The organism is Rhizobium sp. N324 (genome assembly GCF_001664485.1).
In the GTDB taxonomy this organism is placed as follows: domain Bacteria; phylum Pseudomonadota; class Alphaproteobacteria; order Rhizobiales; family Rhizobiaceae; genus Rhizobium.
Genome location: NZ_CP013630.1, coordinates 3,161,349 through 3,186,347, shown reverse-complemented (window position 1 = coordinate 3,186,347; position 24,999 = coordinate 3,161,349). Strand labels below are relative to the sequence as shown.

23 protein-coding genes are annotated in these 24,999 nt (G+C 61.5%); 10 read left to right on the top strand and 13 right to left on the bottom strand.

The window, feature by feature from the left end; translation table 11 throughout:
* Positions 1 to 122: 122 nt before the first annotated feature.
* The 5 genes from AMK05_RS15325 to AMK05_RS15305 all read right to left on the bottom strand — a co-directional run bounded on the left by AMK05_RS15325 (position 123) and on the right by AMK05_RS15305 (position 5,112).
* On the bottom strand, positions 123 to 1,184 hold the full coding sequence (locus AMK05_RS15325) for an ABC transporter ATP-binding protein (protein ID WP_064839775.1): 1,062 nt from the start codon (positions 1,182 to 1,184) through the stop codon (positions 123 to 125).
* 12 nt (positions 1,185 to 1,196) lie between these two features.
* Positions 1,197 to 1,985 carry an ABC transporter permease gene (locus AMK05_RS15320; protein WP_003593296.1) on the bottom strand — a complete coding sequence of 263 codons (789 nt, stop codon included), beginning with the start codon at positions 1,983 to 1,985 and terminating at the stop codon, positions 1,197 to 1,199.
* Complete coding sequence (locus AMK05_RS15315) at positions 1,982 to 2,875, bottom strand: ABC transporter permease (RefSeq protein WP_064839772.1); 894 nt, start codon at positions 2,873 to 2,875, stop codon at positions 1,982 to 1,984. The genes AMK05_RS15320 and AMK05_RS15315 overlap by 4 nt, the downstream gene beginning before the upstream one ends.
* Before the next feature lie 72 nt (positions 2,876 to 2,947).
* Positions 2,948 to 4,051, bottom strand: coding sequence for an ABC transporter substrate-binding protein (locus AMK05_RS15310; protein WP_049733683.1), 1,104 nt, complete (start codon positions 4,049 to 4,051; stop codon positions 2,948 to 2,950).
* 188 nt (positions 4,052 to 4,239) lie between these two features.
* Positions 4,240 to 5,112, bottom strand: coding sequence for a MurR/RpiR family transcriptional regulator (locus AMK05_RS15305; RefSeq protein WP_049733682.1), 873 nt, complete (start codon positions 5,110 to 5,112; stop codon positions 4,240 to 4,242).
* Between the two features lie 177 nt (positions 5,113 to 5,289).
* Between AMK05_RS15305 and AMK05_RS15300 the strand changes: the two genes are divergently transcribed.
* The 6 genes from AMK05_RS15300 to AMK05_RS15275 all read left to right on the top strand — a co-directional run bounded on the left by AMK05_RS15300 (position 5,290) and on the right by AMK05_RS15275 (position 12,913).
* Positions 5,290 to 6,060, top strand: a complete 771-nt coding sequence (locus AMK05_RS15300; RefSeq protein ID WP_064839770.1) for an N-formylglutamate amidohydrolase — start codon at positions 5,290 to 5,292, stop codon at positions 6,058 to 6,060.
* 118 nt (positions 6,061 to 6,178) lie between these two features.
* Positions 6,179 to 7,741: an amino acid permease gene (locus AMK05_RS15295; protein WP_064839768.1), complete on the top strand. Its 1,563-nt coding sequence runs from the start codon at positions 6,179 to 6,181 to the stop codon at positions 7,739 to 7,741.
* 143 nt (positions 7,742 to 7,884) lie between these two features.
* Positions 7,885 to 9,249 carry a glutamine synthetase family protein gene (locus tag AMK05_RS15290; RefSeq protein ID WP_064839766.1) on the top strand — a complete coding sequence of 455 codons (1,365 nt, stop codon included), beginning with the start codon at positions 7,885 to 7,887 and terminating at the stop codon, positions 9,247 to 9,249.
* 202 nt (positions 9,250 to 9,451) lie between these two features.
* Positions 9,452 to 10,837: an aldehyde dehydrogenase family protein gene (locus AMK05_RS15285; protein WP_064841395.1), complete on the top strand. Its 1,386-nt coding sequence runs from the start codon at positions 9,452 to 9,454 to the stop codon at positions 10,835 to 10,837.
* Positions 10,834 to 11,985: an iron-containing alcohol dehydrogenase gene (locus tag AMK05_RS15280; protein ID WP_064839764.1), complete on the top strand. Its 1,152-nt coding sequence runs from the start codon at positions 10,834 to 10,836 to the stop codon at positions 11,983 to 11,985. Before AMK05_RS15285 ends, AMK05_RS15280 begins: the two co-directional genes overlap by 4 nt.
* Before the next feature lie 229 nt (positions 11,986 to 12,214).
* Positions 12,215 to 12,913, top strand: a complete 699-nt coding sequence (locus AMK05_RS15275; RefSeq protein ID WP_064839762.1) for a ParA family protein — start codon at positions 12,215 to 12,217, stop codon at positions 12,911 to 12,913.
* 56 nt (positions 12,914 to 12,969) lie between these two features.
* Here the strand turns inward: AMK05_RS15275 and AMK05_RS15270 are convergent, their stop codons facing one another.
* The 4 genes from AMK05_RS15270 to AMK05_RS15255 all read right to left on the bottom strand — a co-directional run bounded on the left by AMK05_RS15270 (position 12,970) and on the right by AMK05_RS15255 (position 17,234).
* Positions 12,970 to 13,725, bottom strand: a complete 756-nt coding sequence (locus tag AMK05_RS15270) for an ABC transporter ATP-binding protein (protein WP_064839759.1) — start codon at positions 13,723 to 13,725, stop codon at positions 12,970 to 12,972.
* A 1-nt stretch (position 13,726) separates the two neighbouring features.
* The gene (locus AMK05_RS15265) at positions 13,727 to 14,566 is read right to left on the bottom strand and encodes an ABC transporter permease (protein ID WP_064839757.1); all 840 of its coding nucleotides are present in this window, start codon (positions 14,564 to 14,566) and stop codon (positions 13,727 to 13,729) included.
* 82 nt (positions 14,567 to 14,648) lie between these two features.
* Positions 14,649 to 15,611, bottom strand: a complete 963-nt coding sequence (locus tag AMK05_RS15260; RefSeq protein ID WP_064839755.1) for an aliphatic sulfonate ABC transporter substrate-binding protein — start codon at positions 15,609 to 15,611, stop codon at positions 14,649 to 14,651.
* Between the two features lie 231 nt (positions 15,612 to 15,842).
* Entirely contained in the window at positions 15,843 to 17,234 is a 1,392-nt protein-coding gene (locus AMK05_RS15255) for a L,D-transpeptidase (RefSeq protein ID WP_064839753.1), read from the bottom strand.
* 360 nt (positions 17,235 to 17,594) lie between these two features.
* Here AMK05_RS15255 and AMK05_RS15250 point away from each other — a divergent pair, with 360 nt between their 5' ends.
* From AMK05_RS15250 to AMK05_RS15240, 3 genes are all read left to right on the top strand, one after another.
* A complete protein-coding gene (locus tag AMK05_RS15250; RefSeq protein ID WP_064839751.1) occupies positions 17,595 to 18,434 on the top strand; it encodes a DUF4432 family protein in 840 nt (279 codons plus the stop codon).
* Between the two features lie 71 nt (positions 18,435 to 18,505).
* Positions 18,506 to 18,844 carry a TIGR01244 family sulfur transferase gene (locus tag AMK05_RS15245; protein WP_064839749.1) on the top strand — a complete coding sequence of 113 codons (339 nt, stop codon included), beginning with the start codon at positions 18,506 to 18,508 and terminating at the stop codon, positions 18,842 to 18,844.
* A 73-nt stretch (positions 18,845 to 18,917) separates the two neighbouring features.
* On the top strand, positions 18,918 to 19,262 hold the full coding sequence (locus tag AMK05_RS15240) for a RidA family protein (protein ID WP_049733669.1): 345 nt from the start codon (positions 18,918 to 18,920) through the stop codon (positions 19,260 to 19,262).
* 40 nt (positions 19,263 to 19,302) lie between these two features.
* Here AMK05_RS15240 and AMK05_RS15235 read toward each other — a convergent pair whose 3' ends face one another.
* From AMK05_RS15235 to AMK05_RS15220, 4 genes are read right to left on the bottom strand one after another with little or no spacing between them, the layout of a single operon-like run.
* The gene (locus tag AMK05_RS15235; RefSeq protein ID WP_064839746.1) at positions 19,303 to 20,961 is read right to left on the bottom strand and encodes a thiamine pyrophosphate-binding protein; all 1,659 of its coding nucleotides are present in this window, start codon (positions 20,959 to 20,961) and stop codon (positions 19,303 to 19,305) included.
* Positions 20,958 to 22,157, bottom strand: a complete 1,200-nt coding sequence (locus AMK05_RS15230) for a CaiB/BaiF CoA transferase family protein (RefSeq protein ID WP_064839744.1) — start codon at positions 22,155 to 22,157, stop codon at positions 20,958 to 20,960. Before AMK05_RS15230 ends, AMK05_RS15235 begins: the two co-directional genes overlap by 4 nt.
* A gap of 16 nt (positions 22,158 to 22,173) precedes the next feature.
* A complete protein-coding gene (locus AMK05_RS15225) occupies positions 22,174 to 23,130 on the bottom strand; it encodes a DMT family transporter (RefSeq protein WP_064839742.1) in 957 nt (318 codons plus the stop codon).
* A 17-nt stretch (positions 23,131 to 23,147) separates the two neighbouring features.
* Entirely contained in the window at positions 23,148 to 24,080 is a 933-nt protein-coding gene (locus AMK05_RS15220; RefSeq protein WP_064839740.1) for an alpha/beta fold hydrolase, read from the bottom strand.
* 159 nt (positions 24,081 to 24,239) lie between these two features.
* On the opposite strand from AMK05_RS15220, the gene AMK05_RS15215 reads away from it, so the two are divergent.
* Positions 24,240 to 24,980: a ribonuclease T2 family protein gene (locus AMK05_RS15215; protein ID WP_064839738.1), complete on the top strand. Its 741-nt coding sequence runs from the start codon at positions 24,240 to 24,242 to the stop codon at positions 24,978 to 24,980.
* Positions 24,981 to 24,999 lie beyond the last annotated feature (19 nt).

Sequence of the window (24,999 nt, the reverse complement as noted above, 5' to 3'; positions counted from 1 at the left end):
TCGGAGCGCGCGGTGCAGAAAAGCGCGGCAATTGATTCTGAACGATCGCGATACGGTTTCGTCCGAACAATAAAAAAGGCGCCGCTTTTTGCGGCGCCTTTTTCATGAGTGGTTTGTCAAACTCAGTCCCGGATGACCAGCAGATCGGCCGCCATGAAACGCAGGGTCACCGTTTCGCCGGCCTGCGGCGGCGTGGTGCCGGGGCTGTTGAACATGTCGAAAGAAATGACATTGCCGCCGACATTCATGCGGGTGCGGATGACCGACCCCAGGAAGTGGGCCGAGACGACCTGACCGGTGAGCGCGGTATCGCTTCTGACGCTGTCGGAGAGCGAGCCTGCTTCAGGGCGTAGCGCCAGCGAGATTGTCTCGCCGGCCTTGTGGGCTGCGACCGACTGCTTCAGCGTGATGGCCTGATCGCCGATCTGGATGCGGTTGGCGTCGGGATCGACGACCTTGGCTTCGATGAGGTTCAGCGTGCCGACGAAGGAGGCGACAAAGCGCGTTGCCGGCGTGTTGTAGATCTCGAAGGGCGAACCGATCTGGTCGGCCTTGCCGGCATTCATGACGACGATGCGGTCGGAGATCGACAGCGCCTCTTCCTGGTCGTGGGTGACGAAAACCGTGGTAATGCCGAGCTGCTGCTGGATCGCGCGGATTTCCTCGCGCAGCGACACGCGGATCTTGGCGTCGAGTGCGGAGAGCGGCTCGTCGAGCAGCAGCACCTGCGGCTTGACGGCTAGCGCACGGGCAAGAGCGACACGCTGCTGCTGGCCACCCGACAATTGGTAAGGGAAGCGGTCGGCCAGGTGACCGAGCTTGATCAGGCCAAGCATTTCCTTGACGCGGGCGTCGATCTCCGGCTTTGGAGCGCCAGCGACCTTGAGGCCGAAGGCGACGTTGTCGTGCACCGTCATATTTGGAAACAGTGCATAGGCTTGGAAGACCATGCCGATGTTGCGCTGGTTCGGTTTCAGCGCGCTCTGGTCCTTGCCATTGATGGTCAACGTGCCGCCGGTCGGGGTTTCGAAGCCGGCGATCATGCGCAGAACGGTCGTCTTGCCGCAGCCCGACGGTCCGAGGAAGGAGACGAACTCTCCCTTTTCGATGTTCATATTGAAGTTTTTGACGACCTGAACCGGGCCGAAGGATTTCTGAATGTTGTTCAGTGTGAGAAAGGACATGAGCCAGTTACCTTAAGCCTTTGCCGGGCGGGCTTTGCCGAAGCGAGAAACGAGGTTGAGCAGGCCCATGCTGAGCCAGGTGATCGAGAAGGCGATGACAGCGAGTGCCGAAGGCTCATAAGCCTTGTTGGCGCCGACAAGCTGCAGGTAAGGGCCGAAGGCCGGGCGGTTGAGCAGGGCGGCGAAGGTGAATTCGCCCATGACGATCGCCAGCGTGATGAAGGCGCCCGACAGCACGCCGCTCATGACGTTCGGGAAAATGCATCTGAACATGATCGTCGTCCAGCGAGCGCCGAGGCTCTCTGCCGCTTCCGTCAGGGTGCGGACGTCGATGGCGCGCATGGCGGTATCGACGGCGCGGTACATATAGGGCAGCGACAGTGTGATGTAGGAGAAAACCAGCAGGATATTGGTGCCGGTCGTCGAACCCGTCAGCGGCAGGTAGGACGACGAATTGTACATCCTGAGATAGCCGAAGACGATGACGATTGCCGGAATGACCAGCGGCAGCAGCGTGATGAATTCGACGACCGGGCGCATCTGCGGCAGCCGCAGCCGCACCCAGTAGGCCGTCGGCACGACGAGCAGCATGCCGAAGACAATGGTCAGGAGGGCCATCATCATGGAATAGCCGAAGGTCTCGCGGAACTGGGCGTCCGAGAAGACCGACTGATAGGCATCGAGGCTGTATTCACCGCGGCGCATGCGCAGCGAAAATTCAATGGTGCCGATTAGCGGAATGATGAAATAGGACGCGCCCAGAATAATGGCGATCCAGGCTCCGAGACGTTGCGCCTTCATTTCTGCCACCGTTCGGCGCGCATGCGCAGCATGAGGTACAGGACATTGGAGACGCCGGTGATCACGATCATTCCGAGCGCGATGGCGTAACCGAGATTGGCATTGTGCAGGACGTCGCCGCGGATCTGCGCATAGAGCAGGATCGGCACGATATTCAGCGAGCTGCCGGTCAGCGCGAAGGCGGTGGCGATGGCGCCGAAGGCGTTGGCGAAGAGCAGCAGCGTCGTGCCGAGCAGGCTCGGCCAGAGGATCGGCAGCGCGACCATCGTCCAGTACTGGCGGTTGGTGGCGCCGAGGATTTGCGAGGCTTCGCGCCATTCCTTCTTCATGCCGTCGAGCGCAGGAGTCAGGATCAGCACCATCAGCGGGATCTGGAAATACATGTAGGTGATGGTGAGGCCGAGGAAGGACAGTAGGTTGAAACCGGTGCTGTAAAGGTTGAAATCGAACCATTCGCGCAGGAAAACCGTCACGAGGCCGGTGCGGCCGAGCGTTGCCAGAAAGGCGAAGGCGAGCGGGACGCCGGCGAAATTCGAGGCGACGCCGGAGAAGGTCAGAAGCGTCGAGCGGACGGAGGCGGGCAGGCCGCCGAGCACGACGGCCCAGGCGAGGAAGAAGCCGATCAGCGCACCGCCGAGAGCCGACGCCACCGAGACACGGATACTGATCCAGTAGGCGCTGATGATCGAGGGGGTAAAGAGATCGCCGATATTCTTCAGCGTTAGGTGGCCCTCGGGGGTCAGGAATGCGCCCGCCACAAGATAAAGCGTGGGGATGATCAGGAACAGCAGGGAGAAGATAATGAAGGGTGCAATGCCCAGCCAGTCGATCACGCGATCTCTGTTGATCAAGGGGGCGCTGCTCACCATAGGCGTTGAAACCGTGCTCATGGAAAAGCTTATCCTGGGGCGTCGGAGTGAGAGAACCTCCCCGCCTATGCGGCGGGGAGGCAGGATTAGAGATTACTTGACGCTGGCGCCGACGACCGAATCCCAATTCTTGGTGATGGCTTCCTTGCCGGCGGCCTGCTCTTCGAGCGTCGGGAAGACAGCCTTTTCATAGGCTGCTGCCGGCGGCAGCTTGTCGAGCAGGTCCTTCGGGATCTTGTTGTTCTTGGCAAGATCGTTGAAGCGGATCGGGTGGCAATAGCCCTTCAGCCAGCCGAGCTGACCTTCGTCGGAATAAAGGTATTCCATCCAGAGCTTGGCAGCGTTCGGATGCGGAGCGAAGGCGGAAATCGCCTGAACGTAGACACCGGCAACGACGCCCGTTTTCGGAACGACAACCTCGAACGGAGGGTTGCCCTTGAGGCTCTGGCCCCAGGACAGGGCGTTGTAGTCCCAAGCGACGATGATCGGCGTCGAGCCCTGTGCGAACGGAGCCGCCTTGCCGACGACAGGTACGAAATTGCCGGCCTTGTTCAGTTCGGCAAAGAACTTCAGGCCTTCTTCGCCTGCCTTGGCCGCGTCACCGCCGGATGCGGAAAGACCAGCGGCATACACGCCCTGAACAGCCTGGTTGGCGGTGCGCGGATCGCCTGCCAGAGCAACGGTGTTTGCGTAGTCGCTCTTCTTCAGGTCGGCCCAGTCGACCGGCGATTCCTTGACGAGATCCTTGTTCACGAGGAACGAGAGAACGCCGTAATAGTCGCCATACCAGTAGCCTTCGGGATCCTTGGCCGTATCCGGGATCGAGTCCCAGGTGGAAACCTTATAAGGCTGAATCAGGCCGTCCTTCTTGGCAGACGGACCGAAGGAGAGGCCGACGTCGATGACGTCAGGCGCCTGCGGGCCGGTATTGCCCTTGTTGGCCTTGATGGCTTCGACTTCGTCGCCCGAACCTGCATCCGGGTTCAGTTCGTTGACCTCGAGGCCATACTTGGCCTTGAAGCCGGCAATGACGTCGCCATAGCCGCACCAGTCGTGCGGAAGAGCGATCGTCGTCAGCGTGCCTTCCTTCTTGGCGGCGGCGATAAGTTCAGCGCTCGGCTCGGCGGCGGCAATCGCGGTCGAAGCCACGATCATCGCAGTAGAGAGCGACAGAAGTCGAGAAATGTTAGAGATCACTGTTGTTCTCCTTCGGGTTTTCAGTGTCTGGCGATGCTGTTACTCAGCTTACATGAAGCTTGTGTGACGGCTGGATGACGTTAACTTTGCTATGAATAGCAGGCGTTTGCGACACGTGTTTTATTTGCGACGGCACTACCTGTTTCCGCGAAAATCTGTCCGTGTTCCCCCTGTTTGTCTTGTCCCTCCTAACCCGGTTTGCGGAAAAGCTTGGTCTGCTCGAACAAGCCCTCAAGCGTCTTCATGCGCTCCTTCGTCTCGTCCCAGGTGGAATTCTGAACGGCCTCGATGAGCGCTTCGACGATGAAGAGGGTGACGACGGAGGAATCCCAAGCTGATGGCGCCTCGATCCGTACGCGGAAGGCATGCCGGGCGAGCTTGGCGGCGGGCGAACTCCACTGGTCGGTGAAGACGACGATTTCTGCGCCGCGTTTGCGGGCGGCAGTGGCAAGGCTCACCATCTCCTGCTCGTAGCGGCGGATGTCGAAGATGATCAGGATGTCGCCGGCATTCATGTTGAGGGCATATTGCGGCCAGCTGCTGGAGTTCGACGACAGCAGTGTCGTCGCCGGTCGAATCACCTGCATGTGGGTGAAGAAATACTCGGCAAGCGCGCCGGTGATGCGGCCGCCGACGAAATAGAGGCCGCGCTTGCGGTCCGACAGCAGCGAGGCGACGCTGTCGAAAGTCGCGGTGTCGAGATCGGTCAGCGTCTGGCGCAGATTGCCCATGATGGCATCGGCGAAACGGTTGAGGATATGGGTGCCGGGCGCGTTCTGAGCCCAGCGGTCGTGCTTGGCGATCGGGTTGGAGATCGTCGCCTCCACCTCCAGATGCAGATGCGCCTGAAAGTCCGGATAGCCTTTGAAGCCGAGCTTCTGCACCATGCGCACGACGGTCGGCGTCGAAACGCCGGCATTCTCGGCGATCGTGGTGATGCTGCCGAGACCGGACACCGGGTAGTTGTCGAGAAGGCTTTCGGCCAGTTGCTTCTCGGCACGCGTCAACACCCCGAAATGCGAGTGTATGACGTCTGAAACCGTCTTCGACGCAACTGTCACGTATCTATGCTCCCCGGGATGGTCTGGCGCCACTTTCCCACTCAAATTAAGAACGCTGTCATAATCCATGTCAACCGCTGTCATGAAAAGAAATTTTCAGTCGACGCTTGACAGTGATCGAAACCTGAAGAATTCTTTTCTTCATAAGGAATTTGTTAAGGGATAGGAGTGGCGCCATTGGTGCTGGCCGGGCCGAAAATCCTCAGCGAAGCGGACGGCGACTGCGTCGGGATCGAGCGTGTCGGCGGCCGGAGCCCGGTGTTGCTTGTCTGCGAGCACGCTTCGAATGTGCTGCCCGCTCACTTCGGCGATCTTGGCCTGCCCAGCGAAGCGCTCTCGAGCCACATTGCCTGGGACCCGGGAGCTCTTTCCGTCGCCCGCGGCATATCGGAAGGGCTCGATGCGACGCTCGTCTACCAGCGCTTCTCCCGGTTGATCTACGATTGCAACCGGCCGCCGAGTTCACCGGGCGCCATGCCTGAGAAAAGCGAGATCTACGCCGTTCCCGGCAATACGGATTTGACCGCCGAAGAACGCCTGGCGCGCACCGACGCGCTCTACGTGCCCTTTCACGACGCCATTCGCGGGCTGATCCGCGATCGCCGGGCGAGGGGGCAGGACAGCATCATCGTGACGATACACAGCTTCACGCCGGTCTATCACGGCCGCGAACGCGCCGTCGAACTCGGCATATTGCACGATGAGGACAGCCGGCTCGCCGACCGCATGCTGGAGGCTGCGGCCGAGGCGCCGCTTTACAGGACGGAACGCAATCAGCCTTACGGGCCCGAGGACGGCGTGACCCACACGCTGATCCTGCACGGGCTTTCGAACGGCTTGCGCAATGTAATGATCGAGGTCCGCAACGACCTCATCGCAGACGATGTCGGCCAAGGGGTCATGGCCGACTATCTAAAAGGGCTGCTCCAGCAAAGCCTGGACGCCTGATAAAAAAAGACCCGAGGGAGCAGTCTAACTGCGAACGCCCGCACGGCGCAAATGCCGCGGGCAATTTGGCACTGAACCGGCCCGCAATCCCGCGGCCGGTCGTGAACAGGGGGAAGTCATGTCGGACTATACCGATCTGGACAAAAAGCAGGATGTGCACATCCTGCATTCCATGGGCTATGCCCAGGAACTCGAACGACGCATGAGCTCGTTCTCGAATTTCGCCGTCTCATTTTCCATCATCTGCATTCTCTCCGGCGGCATCAACTCGTTGGCGCAGGCGACCTCCGGTGCCGGCGGAGCCGCCATCGGCATCGGCTGGCCTGTGGGATGCTTCATCTCGCTGGTCTTCGCCATCGCCATGGCGCAGATCAGCTCGGCCTATCCGACGGCCGGCGGCCTTTATCACTGGGGCTCGATCCTCGGCAACCGCTTCACCGGCTGGCTGACCGCCTGGTTCAACCTGCTCGGCCTCGTCACCGTGCTCGGCGCCATCAACGTCGGCACCTATTATTTCTTCATGGGCTCCTTCGGCACGACCTATCTCGGGCTGACGGACACGACGACGGTGCGCATCATCTTCCTCGTCGTCATCACCGGCGCGCAGGCGCTCGTGAACCACATGGGCATCGGTTTGACGGCGAAGCTGACCGACTTTTCGGGTTATCTGATCTTCGCGAGCTCGATTGCGCTGGCGGTGGTCTGCCTGGCGGCGGCACCCTCCTACGAGTTCGGCCGTCTCTTCACCTTCGCCAACTATTCCGGCGAAGTCGGCGGCAACGTCTGGCCTTCCACCTCCGGTGCCTGGGTCTTCCTTCTCGGCCTGCTGCTGCCGATTTATACCATCACCGGCTATGACGCCTCGGCGCATACGTCGGAAGAGACGGTCAAGGCTGCCGAGTCGGTGCCGCGCGGAATGGTCGCCTCGGTGCTGTGGTCGGCGCTGTTCGGCTATATCATGCTGTGCGCCTTCGTGCTCATGCTGCCGAACATGGACGATGCCGCAAAACAGGGCTGGAACGTGTTCTTCTGGGCGATGGACAGCCAGGTCAACCCGATCGTCAAGGACATCCTCTATCTGGCCATCCTGGTCAGCCAGTGGCTGTGCGGCCTTGCCACCGTCACCTCGGTCTCGCGCATGATCTTCGCCTTCTCGCGTGACGGTGGCCTGCCGGCATCGAAGGCGCTGTCGAAGGTCAGCCCGCAGTACCGCACGCCGGTGGCTGCGATCTGGACCGGCTCGATCCTGTCGGTGCTGTTCGTCTGGTTCACCTCACTCGACTTCATGAAAGTCGGCGACACGCCGGTCTATACGATCGTCGTCTCGTGCACCGTCATCTTCCTGTTCTTCTCCTTCGCGATCCCGATCACGCTCGGCCTCTTCGCCTGGGGCACGTCGAAGTGGGACAAGATGGGGCCGTGGAATCTCGGCGAAGGCGTCTTCAAGCTCTTTGCCGTGCTGACCGTCATCGCCATGGTTCTGATCTTCATTCTCGGCATCCAGCCGCCGAACGGTGCCGCGCTTTACGTTACCGTTGGCTTCCTCTTGCTGACGGCGATCGTCTGGTTCGGCTTCGAAAGCCGGCGCTTCAAGGGCCCGCCGATCGGCGCCGAAGTGGCAAAGCGCCAGGCCGAAATCGCGGCAGCCGAAGCAGCTGTCGGCGAAAGCGGCGAACACTAAGCATCGAGGCTTCCCTCTCAAATGGCGGGGCCGCTCCTGCGGCCCCATCACCGGTTCAACGAAACGGCATCGGGCCACCATCGGCCGAGCGCATGCGATTTCGTTGCCCCGATCTCTCAATTCCAATTTCAGGCGGATCAATCATGAGCAGCTACACAATCGACGACCTCAGGAAGGATGTTGCCGAAGGGCGCATCGATACGGTTCTGGCCTGCCAGGTGGACATGCAGGGCCGGCTGATGGGCAAGCGTTTCCAGGCGGAATATTTCATCGAGAGCGCCTGGAAGGAAACGCATAGCTGCAACTATCTGATCGCCACCGACATGGAGATGGAGACCGTCTCTGGCTACAAGGCGACGAGCTGGGAAAAGGGCTACGGCGACTATACGATGAAGCCGGATCTCGCGACCCTGCGCCGCATTCCCTGGCTCGACGGCACGGCGCTGGTGCTCTGCGACCTGCTCGACCATCACACCCATGAAGAAGTCGCCCATTCGCCGCGGGCGATCCTGAAGAAGCAGGTCAAGCGCCTCGAAGACATGGGAATGAAGGCCTATATGGCCTCCGAGCTGGAATTCTTCCTGTTCGACCAGAGCTACGAGACGGCGCATGCCGCCGGCTACCGAAACCTCAAGCTCGCCAGCGCCTATAACGAGGATTACCACATCTTCCAGACCACCAAGGAGGAAGAGGTGATGCGGGCGATCCGCACCGGCCTGCAAGGCGCCGGCATCCCGGTCGAGAACTCCAAGGGCGAGGCCTCCGCCGGCCAGGAAGAAATCAACGTGCGTTATGCCGATGCGCTCGCCATGGCCGACCGGCACGCGATCATCAAGAACGGCTGCAAGGAGATTGCCTGGTCGAAGGGCAAGGCCATCACCTTCCTGGCCAAGTGGAACTACAACGCCGCCGGCAGTTCCTCGCATATCCATCAGTCGCTCTGGAGCCTGGAGGAAAAGCCGCTGTTCTTCGATCATACCGGCAAATACGGCATGTCGCCGCTGATGCACAATTACATCGCCGGGCTTCTCGCCCATGCGAGCGAGATCACCTATTTCCTGGCGCCCTACATCAACTCCTATAAGCGCTTCATGGCCGGCACCTTTGCGCCGACCAAGGCGATCTGGAGCAAGGACAACCGAACCGCCGGCTACCGCCTCTGCGGCGAAGAGACCAAGGGCATCCGCATCGAATGCCGCGTCGGCGGCTCCGATCTCAATCCCTATCTCGCGTTTGCCGCGCTGCTTGCCGCCGGCATCGATGGGATCGAGAACAAACTCGAACTCGAAGCCCCCTTCGTCGGCGACGCCTATGGCGGCAAGGATATCCGCGAAATTCCGCGCACGCTGCGTGCGGCCACGACCGCGATGACGGAATCGGCAATGCTGCGCAAGGCCTTCGGTGACGACGTGATCGACCATTACACCCGCGCTGCCGAATGGGAGCAGGAAGAATACGACCGCCGCATCACCGATTGGGAAGTGGCGCGCGGTTTCGAAAGAGCATAGTACGGATTGCGGGTTGCTGCCCCTCACCCTAACCCTCTCCCCGTAGAACGGGGAGAGGGGACGTGCCCTGAGAGAGGCTGTGGGGGACAGAGAGGCCGCGGCCATCCCCTTCTCCCCGCGAGCGGGGAGAAGGGGATGGCAGGTGGATGAGGGGCTATGGCCCTCGACGAAATTTTTGATCAATACGAGGACGGAATCGATCATGGCAATGATCCAATGCATTTCACCGATTGACGGATCGGTTTACGCGGAGCGTCCGGCGCTTTCGCTCGACGCCGCCAAGGACGTTGTCTTGCGTGCCCGCAAGGCGCAGAAGGCCTGGGCGAAACGGCCGCTCGAAGAGCGTGTGCAACTGGTGCTGAAGGGCGCGGCACGGCTGAACGAGATGTCCGAAGTCGTCGTGCCGGAGCTTGCCTGGCAGATGGGCCGGCCGGTCAAGTATGGCGGCGAATATAAGGGTTTCAACGAGCGCTCCAACTATGTCGCCTCGATCGCGGCCGATGCGCTGGCGCCGCTGGTGGTCGAGGAAAGCGACCGTTTCGAGCGCCGCATCGAGCGTGAAGCGCATGGTGTCGTCTTCGTCGTCGCGCCGTGGAATTATCCCTATATGACGGCGATCAATACGATCGCGCCGGCGCTGATGGCGGGCAACACCGTTGTGCTGAAACATGCCTCGCAGACGCTGCTGGTCGGCGAGCGGCTGGTGCAGGCCTTCAGCGAGGCGGGCGTTCCCGAGGACGTGTTCCAGAACGTCTTCCTCTATCATCAGACGACCTCGGCGCTGATTGCCGCCGGCAGCTTCAATTTCGTCAATTTCACCGGATCCGTCGAAGGTGGGCGCTCGATGGAGCGGGCCGCCGCCGGCACGTTTACCGGCCTCGGCCTCGAACTCGGCGGCAAGGATCCGGGTTACGTCATGGAGGACGCCGATCTCGAGGCGGCCGTCGATACGCTGATGGATGGCGCGACCTACAATTCCGGCCAGTGCTGCTGCGGCATCGAACGCATCTATGTGCACGAATCCCTCTACGACGCCTTCGTCGAGAAATCGGTTGCCTGGGTGTCGAACTACAAGCTCGGCAATCCGCTCGATGCCGAGACTTCGCTCGGGCCGATGGCGAACAAGCGCTTCGCCAAGGTGGTGCGCGAGCAGATTGCCGAGGCGGTTTCCAAGGGCGCCAAGGCGCTTGTCGATCCGAAACTTTTCCCGGAGGATGATGGCGGCGCTTATCTCGCACCGCAGGTTCTCGTCGATGTCGACCATTCCATGGCCTTCATGCGCGAAGAGACTTTCGGTCCGGCAGTCGGCATCATGAAGGTGAAGAGCGACGAGGAGGCGCTCGCCTTGATGAACGACAGCCAGTACGGGCTGACGGCCTCGCTCTGGACCAAAGATGTCGAGCGGGCCGCGCGGCTCGGCCGCGAGATCGAAACCGGCACCGTTTTCATGAACCGCGCGGATTATCTCGATCCTGCGCTCTGCTGGACCGGCGTCAAGGAGACCGGCCGCGGCGGCTCGCTGTCGATCATCGGCTTCCAGAATCTGACCCGTCCGAAATCCTTCCACCTGAAGAAAGTCACAGCATGAGCAGCAACATCACCGCAAACTGGAGCTACCCGACATCGGTCAAGCTCGGCCGGGGCCGGATCAAGGAACTGGCCGATGCCTGCAAGAGCCTCGGCATCAAGAAGCCGCTGCTCGTCACCGACCGCGGCCTTGCCTCGATGGCGATCACCAAGAATGCGCTCGATATCCTCGAAGATGCCGGCCTCGGCCGGGCGATCTTTGCCGATGTCGATCCGAACCCGAACGAGAAGAATCTCGAGGCCGGCGTCGAGGCTTTCAAGGATGGCGGCCATGACGGCGTCGTCGCCTTCGGTGGCGGCTCCGGCCTCGATCTCGGCAAGTGCGTCGCCTTCATGGCCGGCCAGACCCGGCCGGTCTGGGACTTCGAGGATATCGGCGATTGGTGGACGCGTGCGAGCCTTGAGGGCATTGCCCCGATCGTCGCCGTGCCGACAACGGCGGGTACCGGCTCGGAAGTCGGCCGGGCCAGCGTCATCACCAATTCCGTCACGCATGTGAAGAAGATCATCTTCCATCCGAAGTTTCTGCCTGGCGTCGTCATCTCCGACCCGGAACTGACCGTCGGCATGCCGAAGATCATCACGGCCGGCACCGGCATGGACGCGTTTGCCCATTGCCTGGAGGCCTATTCCTCGCCCTTCTATCATCCGATGTCGGCCGGCATCGCGCTCGAAGGCATGCGTCTCGTCAAGGAATTCCTGCCGCGCGCCTATCGGGAGGGCACCGATCTTGAAGCCCGCGCCAACATGATGGCCGCCGCCGCCATGGGCGCGGTCGCCTTCCAGAAGGGGCTCGGCGCCATCCATGCGCTCTCGCACCCGATCGGCGCCGTCTACAACACGCATCACGGCATGACCAATGCGGTTGTGATGCCGGCGGTGCTGCGCTTCAACCGCAAGGTGATTGAGGAGAAGATCGACCGGGCGGCCGCCTATCTCGGCATTTCGGGCGGTTTCGACGGCTTCTACGACTATGTGCTGAAGCTCCGCTCCGACCTCGGCGTGCCGGAGACGCTGTCGGCGATGGGAATCGCCCCCGATCGCATCGATGAATTGTCGGCCATGGCGATCGAAGATCCGAGTGCAGGCGGCAACCCGGTTGCCATGACGCTCGAAAATACCAAGGCCTTGTTCAGGGACTGCTTCTGAGACCATAAAGCCCGGACCTGCAGACCGGCCTGGAAAGCCTTGCTTTCCGGGCTTCTTTCGTTTTAGCGACATCCTGAATTTTAGGGATGTGAAAAATACCGGCTGCAATTTCGGCGCGCGTGTTTGGAATTTGTTAACCATGATTCGAAAGGATGGATTAACCGCACGATGCTCGATGGTGCGTAAAAGAGCGATTCCGGCTCGCACCATTTCCTTCCGAGGACTGAACATGCCTGTCATCACATTCGCAAACACCAAGGGCGGCGCCGGCAAGACCACCGCTGTTCTCCTGCTCGCCACCGAGCTTGCCCGCAAGGGTTACCGCGTCACCATTCTCGACGCCGATCCGCAGCACTGGATTTCGCGCTGGCACGAGATTTCGGGTCATGTGCCCAATATTTCGGTGATCGATTTCGTGACCACCGCCTCGCTGCCGCTGCATATCAGCGAAAACAAGCACAATACCGACTATTTCATCGTCGATCTGCCGGGTGCGCGCAATCCGCTGCTTGCCACCGCCGTCGGCCTTTCCGACCATGTGTTGATCCCGATCCAGGGCTGCGCAATGGACGCGCGCGGCGGCGCACAGGTGCTCGAACTGCTGCAATATCTAGACGAGAAGGCAGGCATCAAGATCGGCCATTCGGTGGTGTTGACCCGCGTCAACTCGATGGTGACGACAAGGGCGCTGCAACTCGTCAAGTCGCTGCTCAGCGAGCGGCACGTGCCGGTGCTGGATACCGCGATCATCGAACGCTCGGCCTTCCGAGACATTTTCGACTGTGGCGGCACACTGCACACGATCGATCCCACACGCGTCAGCAATCTCGACAAGGCGCGTGAGAACGCGACCTGTTTCGCCGAGGAAATTATGAGCAAACTGCCGGTCAGGCTGACGGCATCGCCCCGCATGGCGACGGCGGCCTGACAGATTCCGCCTCCTCAGACGAAATGCGTCCGGTTCGCCCGCGACGCATTTCGTTTTTAGCCACGTGCCGTGCGGACGCCATTGTTCAGAGAATGCGCCAGGAGATCGGAAAGACGTCTTTTGACTGCGGCCAATTCGTCCGACATGCGATTGCGTTGCCGGGGCAAGCCCACATCGACCACTTCGAGAATGCGGCCCGGCCAAGGAGACATCACGACGACGCGATCGGCGAGAAACGCGGCCTCTTCGATATCGTGGGTGACCAGCAGCATCGTCGTGGCATTCAAACGCCATAGATCGATCAGATGATCCTGGAGTTCGGCGCGCGTCATCGCATCGAGGGCCGAGAAGGGTTCATCCAAGAGAAGCACGGACGGTTTCGTCACGAGCGCGCGCGCCAAGGCCACACGCTGAGCCTGCCCGCCGGACAATTCTTTGATCCAGCGTCCCTCGTAGCCGGCAAGGCCGATTTTCTCGAGGGCCGCCGATACCTGTTCCTCGCGTTCGCCGTTTGCCAGATGACGCAGGCCGAAACCGATATTACCCGCGACCGTCAGCCAGGGAAAAAGCCGAGGCTCCTGGAAAACGATATTCACGAGCGCGTCCGGCTCTGCCAGCCGCCGTCCCTCCAGGCTGATCTCGCCTTGGGTGGGCGCTTCCAAGCCCGACAATAACCGCAGGAGAGTGCTCTTGCCGCAGCCCGATCCGCCGACGACTGCGATCAGTTCCCCCTTTTCGACGCTCAGGGAAAAGTCTTGCAGCGCATGCGTTCCATTGGGGTAAATCTTGGATAGAGAACGAATATCGAGCATGTCAAATCCCGCTCGCATGGCTGTCACGCCAGCGCAGAAACGGCGCGGTTGCGATCAGAAGCAGGCTGTCGGTCGCCTTGCCGACAATGGCAAAGATCAAGATAGCGGCGAGGATCTGATCCGGTTTGCCGAGTTGCTGACCATCCACAAGCAGATAGCCCAGCCCCTCCGACGCGCCCATGAATTCCGCTGCGACGACGAACATCCAACCGAGACCCAGGCCCGCGCGCAGGGCAAGGATATAATCGGGTAGAACTGCCGGCAGCAAGATCAGGCGAACGAGGTCGAAGCCGGACAGCCGGAAGACGCGTCCGACCTCGACGATGCGCCTGTCAACGCCGACGACGGCGCCATAGACGCCGAGATAGACCGGGAAGAAGACGCCGACGCCGATCAGGGCGATTTTGGAGGCTTCGAAAATCCCGAACCACAGGATGAACAGCGGCACCCAGGCAATCGACGGAATGGCTCTCAGCGCCTGCAGGGTCGGATCGAGCAGGCGTGCAAGCAATTTGGAGTAGCCGGTCAGCGTCCCGAGCACCGTCCCCGCCAGAGACCCGAAGGCAAAACCGATCGCCACTCTGCGCAGCGTCGCACCCACATGTGTTGTCAGGTCTCCTGATGCGGCCAGCGTATAGACCGTAGAGAGAATTTTCGAGGGCGGAGGCATCAGACGACCCCCGACCACTCCCGCACGGACCAGGATCTCCCAGGCGGCAAACAGCGCAATTGGAAACGCGATCCCAACGATCGGATGATCGAAAGGCGAGACCCGGCGCTGCCGGGTCTGCTTTGTGGTTTCGCTCTTGTGCCATGACAGCGCGATGTCTACCAACGACATGGGAATGCCTTTAGTTTTTCGTGTTGATGCATGTCGTTCTCCCGGAACCGCTGTACACTTCCGGGCGACATGCATTGTGGCTTTATTGGCCCAGCGCGGCGGAGGCATAGCTGGGGTCGATCAGCGCCGACACGGTCTGTTTGACATCGACGTCGGCTTTGATGACATCTGCCTTCTGAAGAGCAAGACCCGCAGCCTCGATCGTTTCGCGCTGGGAATCGCCGATCACGGAATAGCCGAGGTTGGTGCGCTCCAACTGGCGCTCGATGACGCTATCGGGCAGCTTGGTGGCGGCAACGAGGGCGGCCTTCAGCTTGGCCGGGTCTTTCAAAGCCTCGCTGCGGGCCTTCTCATAGGAGGCTAGAACGCGCTTGACGATCTCGGGATGCGCGGCGGCGAACTCCTCACGCACGTTGAGAACGCCCCAGCTGTTGTTCTCCGGCTTGCGATAGAAGAGCACATCGCCATCTTCGATCTCGGCGGAGGCCATGATCGGATCGAGGCCCGCCCAAGCATCGACGTCACCGCGCTTCAGCGCAAGGCGGCCGTCGGCATGCTGCAGCAAGACGAGCGACACGTCCTTTTCGGTGAGACCTGCATCGGCAAGCGCGCGCACCAGGAAAATGTGCGGATCGGTGCCGCGCGTCACGGCGATGGACTTGCCCTTGAGGTCCTCGACCTTAGCGATGCCGGTATCCTTGCGGGTTACCAGTGCGGTCCATTCCGGCCGCGAATAGACATAGATGGATTTGATCGGATTGCCGTTGACGCGACCGATCAATGCGGCGGCACCCGCGGTCGAGCCGAAGTCGAGGGAACCGGCATTCAGAAATTCGAGGGCCTTGTTGGAGCCTGCGGACTGGACCCAGGTGATCTTGATCCCATCCTTTTCGAATTCCTTTTCCAGGATGCCTTCATCCTTCAGGATAAGGCTGACCGGGTTGTAGGTCGCCCAGTCCACGCGAATTTCCGAGATATCGGCAGCCCGCGCCGTGCCGACTGCGACCAAACCCGCGAACAGGCTCAAAGCCAAGCGAACAACGATTTCATACGACCTCCAAAATTGTTATGGGGTCAAATCTACAGATTTAATGGCTTTTTTCGCGCTTTCAGGTTCCAAACTTTGAAACGGGGGAGCAAATTTGAACTGCCGCAGCGGCTCCCGCTAGATTGTTGTGTCAAAAAGGAAGGGCCGGGATCGACCGCGCTGCGGTCGATCCCGGCCCTCCGATATGGTTCCTCACCAGGCTTCATTCCGCCTGGCGTCACATTCCGATCAATCGACGAATTCGACCGTCACTCCCGGCTTGACCATCTTGGCAAGCTCGGTGGCATCCCAATTGGTCAGGCGGATGCAGCCGTGGCTCTGTGTGCGGCCGATCTTGGAGGGCTCGGGCGTGCCGTGGATGCCGTAGGTCGGCTTGGAGAGCGCCATCCAGACCGTGCCGACGGGGCCGTTCGGGCCGGGCGGAATGTTGAGGATCTTGTCGTTGGCGCCCTGCTGGAAATTGATCTTCGGATTGTAGGTATAGCCGGGATTGAACGCGACGCGCTCGACCGTCACGGTGCCCGACGGCGAGGGTGTGTCGGTGGAGCCGATCGATGCCGGATAGGCGGCAATGAGATTGCCGGCATTATCATAGGCGAAGACCTGCTTGCGGCCCTTGTCGGCGATGATGCGGGCAACCTCGCCGCTCTTCGGCTCGCCCGGATTGACGACCTTGATGACGGTGCCTGGGACGCTGAAATCGGCGCCGGGGTTCATCTCCTTGAGGAAGGCCTCGTCCATGTGGAAGCGCTCGGCCAGCATTTCGGTAATCGATGTATAGGCTAGCGACGGCAGCAGCGCCTTATGCGAATAGTCTTCCGGGATCTCGGCGACGTAGGGGCCGGCGGCATCGGCGGGCGTGATCGTGTAGCTGACGACCGGCAGGCCGCCGTTCATGCGAAGCTCTTCCAGAATGGCGTCGGTGTCGTTCGGGTCGAGTTTGGAGCCGGTCATCTGGTCATAGGCATAGACCGACTTGGTGACGTTCGAGCCCATATGACCATCGATGACGCCGGGGGAGATGCCGGCGCGATCGAGGAAGACCTGCAGCGCGACGATCTCGGGTTTCGACTTGTTCTTCAGCGTGATGACGGGTTCATCCGGCGCGGCCTTGGGCGCGTCGGCGGGTGGGATCTGCTGGTCGGGATCGATCGAGGCATAATCGTCGCCGGACTGCGGATTGCCGATGCTGTTATCCTCGGGATAGGGCTGCTCGCCGAGTGGCTGGCGTTCGATCGCCGCATCTTGCGGAATGCCGCCGGTGACTGCACCGCGCTCGGAATAACGTGCGTCGCCATCGTCGGCGTAATAGGGATCGTTGCCACCTTGGTCGGCATAGACCTCGCGCGGGCCGGGCCGCGGCGGATAGTAGCCGCGGGCGCGCATTTCGGTTGCGACGACATTGCCGTAGTCATCGATCAGCACGCGGTTGCCGCTACGGTCGCGGGCGTAGATATATCCGCGCGGGACATAGTCAAGGATTTCGCCGCTCGGGGTGACGAGCACGACATCGCTCTGGCGGCGGTCGCGGAACTGCTGCGCGCCGGCCTGCGGTGCTGCAGCCGCAATGGCTGCCAGCACGGCCGCAAGCGAAAATGCCGACTTTAAAAAACGATTCACGTCTCACACCTCGAACAGTGACTAGGCCGACACACACCTGCGAATTTTGACGCTAGTGTGGAATTTATGAAACCGTGCTGAACAAAATATGAAAATCACTAAGATTTCCTTTTACTCATAAACGTTTGCGTCCCGGTGTCAGTTCCGCAAAATCCACGGTTGCGGCAAAAGCGCAAGAGGCGGAAAGCGTCCGATTGACGAAATACGGCGCAAAACCTAACGCTAGCGCATCGTGCTTCCGAAAATCGGAATCGATTTTCGGAAGCACGATGCGCCGATTCAAAGTGTTAGAGCGTCCTTTGTGCGTCCGAAAGGACGCACGGCGCTCTAAGAGGCCGACGACCTCCTGAGGAGACTGAGATGATCGAATTTGCCGCTGCAAGCGGGCCGCGCCTGATGCTCGATGAAACATCGGTGCTGGATATCGGCGGCTGCATCGTCGAAGGCGTCGATATCGCGCCGAAGCGCGCCATTCCCGACGATGGCGACCCGCGAATCGATCACTCGCTCGAAGGCTTCCTGTTCACCTGCGGGCCGGACCATATCCGCCACCGCCAGCCGATCGCCGGGCGGACCGACGGCAAGGTCTATCCGCTGCACGGATCGGCCTCCGGCCATGCGGCCAAGGTGCTGTGGACGAAGTTTGAGAACGGCAATGCCGAATGCCGCGCCGATATCGACATCATCACCGTCGAGGGACTGCCGCAGCGCATCGAGCGGCTGTGGCGGATCGATGGGGCGACCGGCGAGGTGCGGCTCGACGACCGGGTCGTCAATACCAGCGATCAGGCGGTGCCGACCTTCCTGATGTATCACATGAACACCGGCGGCAAATGGCTGGACGAGGGCACGCGGCTGGAAGGACCGATGTTGGAGAATGGCGGTTTCCCCTGGACGTTCGGCGAGGAGCCGGGCAGCATCTTTTGCGTTGAGGCGCCGGCAACGGAGCAGGGCCTGGCGGAAGTTCGCCTCGGGCCGATCGCCGCGATCGGCGGCAGGACGCTCCGCGTGCGTTTCCGCGCCGACACGCTGCCTTATCTGCAGGTTTGGCGAAACCAGAAGGCGCCGGCCCATATTATCGGCATCGAGCCGGTCTCGCATCGCTGGGTCACGCGTGACGAGCTTCAGGGGGCCGGCGAATTCAACATGCTGGCATCAGGCGAGAGCCGCAGCTATGGGCTGAGCTTTGCCTTCCTGTGAGCGAAGTCTTGTTGACGCTTGCCAAGCTGCGTCGTAGACCTTCAGCCCACGATTTTTGAGGAGACAGGACGATGGATATTCGCCAGATCGACGATGAATATTCGGTTTCGGGTCAGATCACGCCCGATGACCTCGACGAGATCAAGGCGCTGGGGTTCAAATCGATCGTCTGCCACCGCCCCGATCATGAAAGCCCCGATCAGACGTCGTTCTCCGTCATCGAGGCGCGCGCGCGGGAAATCGGTCTCGAGATCAGCCATGTGCCTGTCGGGCCGATGGGCGTGACCGAGGAAGCGGTGCAGGGCATGGTCGATGCGCTCGACGAATTCCCGCGGCCGATGCTCGGCTATTGCCGCTCCGGCGCCCGCTCGACGGCGATCTACCAGAAGACCCACCATATCCGCAGCTAGGCCCCGTCCGGCTGCCGATTTTCCGGCGCTGCATCGCAGCGCCGTCACCTTGCCATTCACTCAGGAGACTATGATGAGCATTAAGCGTATCGACGTCGGCGCGCGCATGAGCGGCGCCGTCATTCACGGCAACACGGTTTATCTCGCAGGCCAGGTCGGCGAGGGCGAAAGCGTCACCGATCAGTGCAAGTCCTCGCTTGCCGAAGTCGACCGCCTGCTGGCTGCATCAGGCAGCAACAAGTCGAAGATCCTGCAGACCCTCGTCTATCTCTCCGACATCGCTTATTTCGCCGAGATGAACGCCGCCTGGGAAGCCTGGATCGATCCGGCCAATCCGCCCGCCCGCGCCACGAGCGAAGCCAAGCTCGCTGCGCCGAAATACAAGGTCGAGTTCATCGTCACGGCCGCGATCGACTGATCGTCGCGGTAATTCTGCCTTTGAAAGCCGGTAGGGAAACCTACCGGCTTTTTGTTTGCGCGATTTCCGAGAGCGTGCGTGTCGGCGTGATCGCCTCGGGATCGAGTTTGACTTCGATAATTGCGGGCTTGCCGCTTGCGCGCGCCCGCTCGAAGGCCGCGGCGAATTGCGCGGTGCTTTCCACCGTCTCGCCATGGCCGCCATAGGCGCGGGCAAGGGCGGCGAAATCAGGGTTGGTCAGGTCGGTGCTGCTGACGCGGCCGGGATATTCGCGCTCCTGATGCATGCGGATCGTGCCGTACATGCCGTTGTTGACGACGATTGCGATGATCGGCAGGCCGTAGCGGATGGCAGTGGCGAATTCCTGGCCGTGCATCAGGAAACAGCCGTCGCCGGCAAAGCAGATGACCTCGCGCTCGGGAAAAAGCTGCTTGGCGGCGACTGCGGCCGGCAGGCCGTAACCCATCGAGCCGGAGGTGGGTGCGGCCTGAGTATTGAAGCGGCGGAAACGATGGAAGCGGTGCAGCCAGGTGGCATAGTTGCCGGCGCCGTTGGTGAAGATCGTTTCCGGTCCGGTATTGGCTTCCAGCCACTCCATGATCGGTCCCATATGAACGGCGCCAGGACCTGTCGCCGGCGGCTTCGACCAGGAAAGATAGGCCTGGTGCATGCGCTCAGTGCGCTCCGCCCAATGCGGCTCGGCCGGCGCTTCGAGATCGGCAAGGGCCGCGACGAAATCGGCAGGAGCGGCGCAGATCGCAAGATCCGGGCGGTAGACGCGTCCGAGTTCAGAAGGATCGGGATAGACGTGCACCAGCGATTGCTGGGGGTAGGGGATATCGATCAGCGTATAGGACGAGGACGGCATTTCCGACATGCGGCCGCCGAGCAGGATCAGCAGGTCGCTCTCCTTGATCTCCTTGGCCAGAACAGGATTGATGCCTATGCCGACATCGCCGGCATAGGCGGGATGGAGATGATCGAACAGCATCTGCCGGCGGAAGGAGCAGCCGACCGGCAGTTGGAAACGCTCGGCGAAGATTGCGAAATCGGCGACCGCATCGGCATCCCAGCGCGTGCCGCCAAGGATCACCATCGGCCGCTCGGCCTTCAGCAGTCTGATATAGAGATCGTCGATCTGACGGCGACCGGGATGGGCCTCGACGCTGACATAGCGCTTGGCGCGGGGTGCCTCGACCTCGTCGCGCAGCATGTCCTCCGGCAGCGTCAGCACGACAGGGCCGGGGCGGCCGGAGGTGGCGATCGCGAAGGCGCGAGTGACGAATTCGGGAATGCGGGCGGCATCGTCGATCTCGCCCACCCATTTGGTGAATTCGGTGAAGGCGCGGCGGAATTCGACCTCCTGGAAGGCCTCGCGCTCGCGGGCTTCGCGCTGCACCTGGCCGATGAAGAGGATCATCGGGATCGAATCCTGCTTGGCGATGTGCAGGCCGGCGGAGGCGTTGGTGGCGCCGGGGCCGCGGGTGACCATGCAGATGCCGGGTTCGCCGGTCAGCCGGCCCCAGCAATCCGCCATCATTGCCGCCCCGCCCTCCTGGCGGCAGACGACGACGTCGATCTCGCTGTCGCGCAGCGCGTCGAGGACGGCGAGGAAACTCTCGCCCGGCACGCAGGACAGACGCTTGACGCCGTTCGCCTTCAGCGCCTCGACGATGAGTTGCCCGCCTGTTCTTTTCATGACGATGCCTTCCTCTCGCGCTCGGCGAGTTCCGCCAGAATTTCTTCGGTGTGTTCGCCGAGACGCGGGCTCGGCCTGGTGTAACGCAACGGTGTCTCCGACAGCACCACCGGCGTCCTGACCCCCGGGATGACGGTGCCGGCGGCATCCGCAAGGTCGATGCGCAGGCCGCGGGCTCGTACCTGAGGGTCGGCGAACATCTCTTCGATCGTGTTGATCGGGCCGGCGGGAACCCCATTCTCCTCGCAGGCCTTCAACAGATCCGCCTTCTGCCATTTCAGCGTCTCGGTGGAGATGAGACGGCGAACCTCGCCGCGATTGGCGACCCGGGCCTTGTTGGTGGCGAAACGTTCGTCGCCGGCAATCGCATCCAGGCTGAGAATGCTGCAGAGGCGGCGAAACTGGCCGTCGTTTCCAACTGCGAGAATAAGATAACCGTCCGCCGCCGGCACGACCTCATAGGGCGAGATATTCGGATGGGCATTGCCGAGGCGGGTGGGTGCTGTGCCGGAGACCAGGTAATTCATGTTCTGATTGGCCAGCACGGCCGATTGCACATCGAGCAGGGCCATGTCGACGAGTTGGCCTTCGCCCGACTTGAGCGCGTGGATCAGGGCGGCCTCTATCGCCGAGACGGCATAGATGCCGGTGAAGATATCGGCGATCGCCACGCCCGCCTTCATCGGCTGGCCGTCAGGCTCGCCGGTGATCGACATGAAGCCGGACATGCCCTGGACGATGTAATCATAGCCGGCGAGGCTGGCGTAAGGGCCGGTCTGGCCGAAGCCGGTGATCGAGCAATAGACGAGTTTCGGGTTCACCTTGCGCAGGCTGTCGTAATCGAGCCCGTATTTGACGAGGCCGCCGAGCTTGAAATTCTCGATCACCACATCGGCTGACGCAACCAGGCGGCGGACGAGCTCCTGGCCTTCGGGGCTTCTCAGGTCGGCGGTGACGGAGCGTTTGCCGCGATTGGCGGCGTGGTAATAGGCGGCCGAAAGATTGTCGCCGTCGGCGCCTTCGACGAAGGGCGGACCCCATTGGCGCGTATCGTCGCCGCCGTCGGGGTTTTCGACCTTGATGACGTCGGCGCCGAGATCGGCGAGTATCTGCCCCGCCCACGGGCCGGCCAGCACGCGGGCAAGCTCAATCACCCGGATGTCTGCAAGCGGCGGCCTTTTCGTGGTCTGCGTCATATTCCCTCGTCGATTTTTACGGCACCAGCGTCGCCTCAGATGTATCGGATACAGGCTTTGAAGCAAAGCGGCGCTCGCGCCAGATGATGTACAAGCCCGATGCCATGATGATGGCGATGCCGAGCCATTTGATCGCATCCGGAAAGTCGCCGAAAACCAGCCAGGCAAAGATCGTCGCCGAGACGATTTCGAAATATTGCAGTGGCGCCAGCGTCGAGGCGGGTGCGGCGCGATAGGCATAGACGCCGAAGATGCCCGCAATTGCGGCCATGGCGCCGACGCCGGCGACGTAGAACCAGGCGCTGCCTTCGGGCATGACGGGATCAAAGAGATCGGAGCCGCTTCCTTCGCCGGCAAAAAGCAGGATGGTGCAGAAGAGGAGGCCCCAGATGCCCATCTGGAACTGCATCGCCCAGGGGTCTTCCCGGTGCGACAGGACGCGGGTCATCAGCACGAAGGTCGCGATGCAGAGCGCGCTGACGACGGGCAGGAGGGCGATATAGCCGACCTCCTGGAAACTCGGCTGGATGATCAGCATCGCCCCGAAAAAGCCGACGCCGCAGGCGGTATAACGCCGCCAGCCGATCGTCTCCTTGAGAAAGATGCCGCCGAGGATCGTCACCATGATCGGCTCGACGAAAAAGATCGCAATCGCGTCGGCGACCGCCATGTATTTCAGCGTGGTGACGAACGAGATCATCGAGACGGTGATGATCAAGCCGCGGATGGCATGGAACAGGTTCTGGCGCCAGGAGAAATCGGCAAAGCTGCGCCGCCATATGACGATCGGCAGCATGCACAGCGCCTGCACGACGAAACGGCCGGCGGTGACTTCAGCGGAGGGGATGGTGACGACGGCGAGCTTGGCGAAGATATCGATCAGCGGCGAGAACATCACCGAAAGGAACATCAGCGCAAGCCCCGTCGTCACCTCGGAGGCTGAGGAAACGGGGCGGGCGGAGGTGCTGCTCATGATGAAATCTCTCTGGCTCAGGATCTTGCCGTTTGCAATCTGGAGACGGCCTCGTCGCACCAGTCCGCGAAGGCGGCGGTTGCAGCATCATTCAGCGTTTCGTGCCGCATGTCCTGATATATCTCAGTGCTGATACGAGAGAAACCGCTGGCTTTCAAATGGTTTGACAGCCAGAGCACGGCTTTTCCGCGCTCCGTCGCCGGGTCTTCTCCGCCGCCGACGAGGTGGATCGGCAGGTCGCGGGGCAGCCGATCCAGATGGAGCTTCTGCGGGGCGCGAAACGTCAGTTCGAAGAGGTCGAGCCAGAGCGAGACCGAGGCGTCGAAGCCGCAGAGCGGATCGGCGATATATTTGTCGACTTCATCGGGACGGCGCGACAGCCAGTCGAACTCGGTGCGGTGGGCGGGGATTGATTTCCCCCAGGCTGCGAAGGTGAGTTTCGGCAACAGGCCGCTCGGCACGTCGGAGCCCTTCAGCATGCGTTCGGCAAGCAGGATCGCCTGGGCGGCGCGGCCGGCAAGGCCGACGGCGAAATTAGAATTCCAGACGGCGACGGCGTCGAAATCGGAAGGCGCCGTGACCGCGGCATTGAGGGCGATCAGGCCCCCCATCGAATGGCCGAAGAGGATCACCGGCAGGCCGGGATGGCGCGAGAGCGCATGGGCGCGCATGGCAAGGACGTCGCCGATCACTTTTTCGACGCCGTCCCGCCGGGCGAAGCAGCCGATCGGCGCGTCGGGCGCCGTCGTCTCGCCGTGGCCGCGATGATCATGGGCGTAGACGTGATAACCGCGCGCCGCCATCGCCTCGGCAAAAGCGCGATAGCGTTTCGAATGTTCGGCGAGGCCGTGCGATATCAACAAGATGCCGCGTGCCGGGCCGGCGGCCTCGGCATGGTGATAGGCGAGCGACACCCCCGGCGCAGCGAGCCTCTGCGTTTCAGAAAACATCTGGATCCTCCCTGCCGCAACAGACCAGATCGTCGCCCAAAAGCAACATCGGTTCCTGACTTATCCGATAACAAATTGCGTTCCTGCTGCGATTCAGGGTTGCGGGCTTTTAATCTTCGTGCTTATTTGTTCCTGTATTGTTCTTTTTTGGGGGTTGAAATGAGCAGCATGCAGTTGCGTACCGCGGCGTTCGCCGTATCGATGGTTCTTGCCGGCGGCGCTTTCGCGCAGGAGGGCAGTGGGGCGACCCGCTTTATTCTTTCGGCAAGCTGGCAGCCGGCCTTTTGCCAGACAAACCAGAAGAAGGCCGAATGTGCGAGCCAGACCGGCGAGCGCCCCGACGCGACGAATTTTTCGTTGCATGGGCTCTGGCCGATGCGACAGAATTATTGCGGCGTGAGCGCCGAGCAAAAGGCCGCCGACAAGGATGGCAAGTGGAGCACATTGCCGGCGGTCACGCTGTCGGCCGAGACGCAGGCGGCGCTGGCAAAAGCGATGCCCGGCACGCAATCCGGCCTGGAACGGCATGAATGGGTCAAGCACGGCACCTGCACGAAAATGAGCGCCGAGGATTATTTCGGCGTTGGCGTACATCTTCTCGGCGCGCTCAACACCTCGGCCGTGCGCGATCTCTTCGCCGCCAATATCGGCAAGCCGGTCAAGGCCGAGGCGATCAAGGCGGCTTTCGACAAGAGCTTCGGGCCGGGGGCCGGCGACCGCGTCAAGATGAGCTGCCGACGGGTCGGCAATGTCAAGATGGTCAGCGGGTTGACGATCGGGCTTTCGGAGGCCGCCGGGGCGGCGTCGGCGAAAGGCACCGGGCTTGGCGATCTGATCCAGGGCGCGGGAAAAACGACGTTCGGCTGCGACGAGGGCGTCGTCGACGCTGCGGGCTTCTGACCGGAAATCCTGCGTAAAC

What these genes read in the sequence shown, in the direction of transcription:
- AMK05_RS15325 (WP_064839775.1), bottom strand. Translation starts at nt 1,184, where the DNA reads ATGTCCTTTCTCACACTGAACAACATTCAGAAATCCTTCGGCCCGGTT.
- AMK05_RS15320 (WP_003593296.1), bottom strand. Translation starts at nt 1,985, where the DNA reads ATGAAGGCGCAACGTCTCGGAGCCTGGATCGCCATTATTCTGGGCGCG.
- AMK05_RS15315 (WP_064839772.1), bottom strand. Translation starts at nt 2,875, where the DNA reads ATGAGCACGGTTTCAACGCCTATGGTGAGCAGCGCCCCCTTGATCAAC.
- AMK05_RS15295 (WP_064839768.1), top strand. Translation starts at nt 6,179, where the DNA reads ATGTCGGACTATACCGATCTGGACAAAAAGCAGGATGTGCACATCCTG.
- AMK05_RS15290 (WP_064839766.1), top strand. Translation starts at nt 7,885, where the DNA reads ATGAGCAGCTACACAATCGACGACCTCAGGAAGGATGTTGCCGAAGGG.
- AMK05_RS15285 (WP_064841395.1), top strand. Translation starts at nt 9,452, where the DNA reads ATGGCAATGATCCAATGCATTTCACCGATTGACGGATCGGTTTACGCG.
- AMK05_RS15280 (WP_064839764.1), top strand. Translation starts at nt 10,834, where the DNA reads ATGAGCAGCAACATCACCGCAAACTGGAGCTACCCGACATCGGTCAAG.
- AMK05_RS15275 (WP_064839762.1), top strand. Translation starts at nt 12,215, where the DNA reads ATGCCTGTCATCACATTCGCAAACACCAAGGGCGGCGCCGGCAAGACC.
- AMK05_RS15270 (WP_064839759.1), bottom strand. Translation starts at nt 13,725, where the DNA reads ATGCTCGATATTCGTTCTCTATCCAAGATTTACCCCAATGGAACGCAT.
- AMK05_RS15265 (WP_064839757.1), bottom strand. Translation starts at nt 14,566, where the DNA reads ATGTCGTTGGTAGACATCGCGCTGTCATGGCACAAGAGCGAAACCACA.
- AMK05_RS15250 (WP_064839751.1), top strand. Translation starts at nt 17,595, where the DNA reads ATGATCGAATTTGCCGCTGCAAGCGGGCCGCGCCTGATGCTCGATGAA.
- AMK05_RS15245 (WP_064839749.1), top strand. Translation starts at nt 18,506, where the DNA reads ATGGATATTCGCCAGATCGACGATGAATATTCGGTTTCGGGTCAGATC.
- AMK05_RS15240 (WP_049733669.1), top strand. Translation starts at nt 18,918, where the DNA reads ATGAGCATTAAGCGTATCGACGTCGGCGCGCGCATGAGCGGCGCCGTC.
- AMK05_RS15235 (WP_064839746.1), bottom strand. Translation starts at nt 20,961, where the DNA reads ATGAAAAGAACAGGCGGGCAACTCATCGTCGAGGCGCTGAAGGCGAAC.
- AMK05_RS15230 (WP_064839744.1), bottom strand. Translation starts at nt 22,157, where the DNA reads ATGACGCAGACCACGAAAAGGCCGCCGCTTGCAGACATCCGGGTGATT.
- AMK05_RS15225 (WP_064839742.1), bottom strand. Translation starts at nt 23,130, where the DNA reads ATGAGCAGCACCTCCGCCCGCCCCGTTTCCTCAGCCTCCGAGGTGACG.
- AMK05_RS15220 (WP_064839740.1), bottom strand. Translation starts at nt 24,080, where the DNA reads ATGTTTTCTGAAACGCAGAGGCTCGCTGCGCCGGGGGTGTCGCTCGCC.
- AMK05_RS15215 (WP_064839738.1), top strand. Translation starts at nt 24,240, where the DNA reads ATGAGCAGCATGCAGTTGCGTACCGCGGCGTTCGCCGTATCGATGGTT.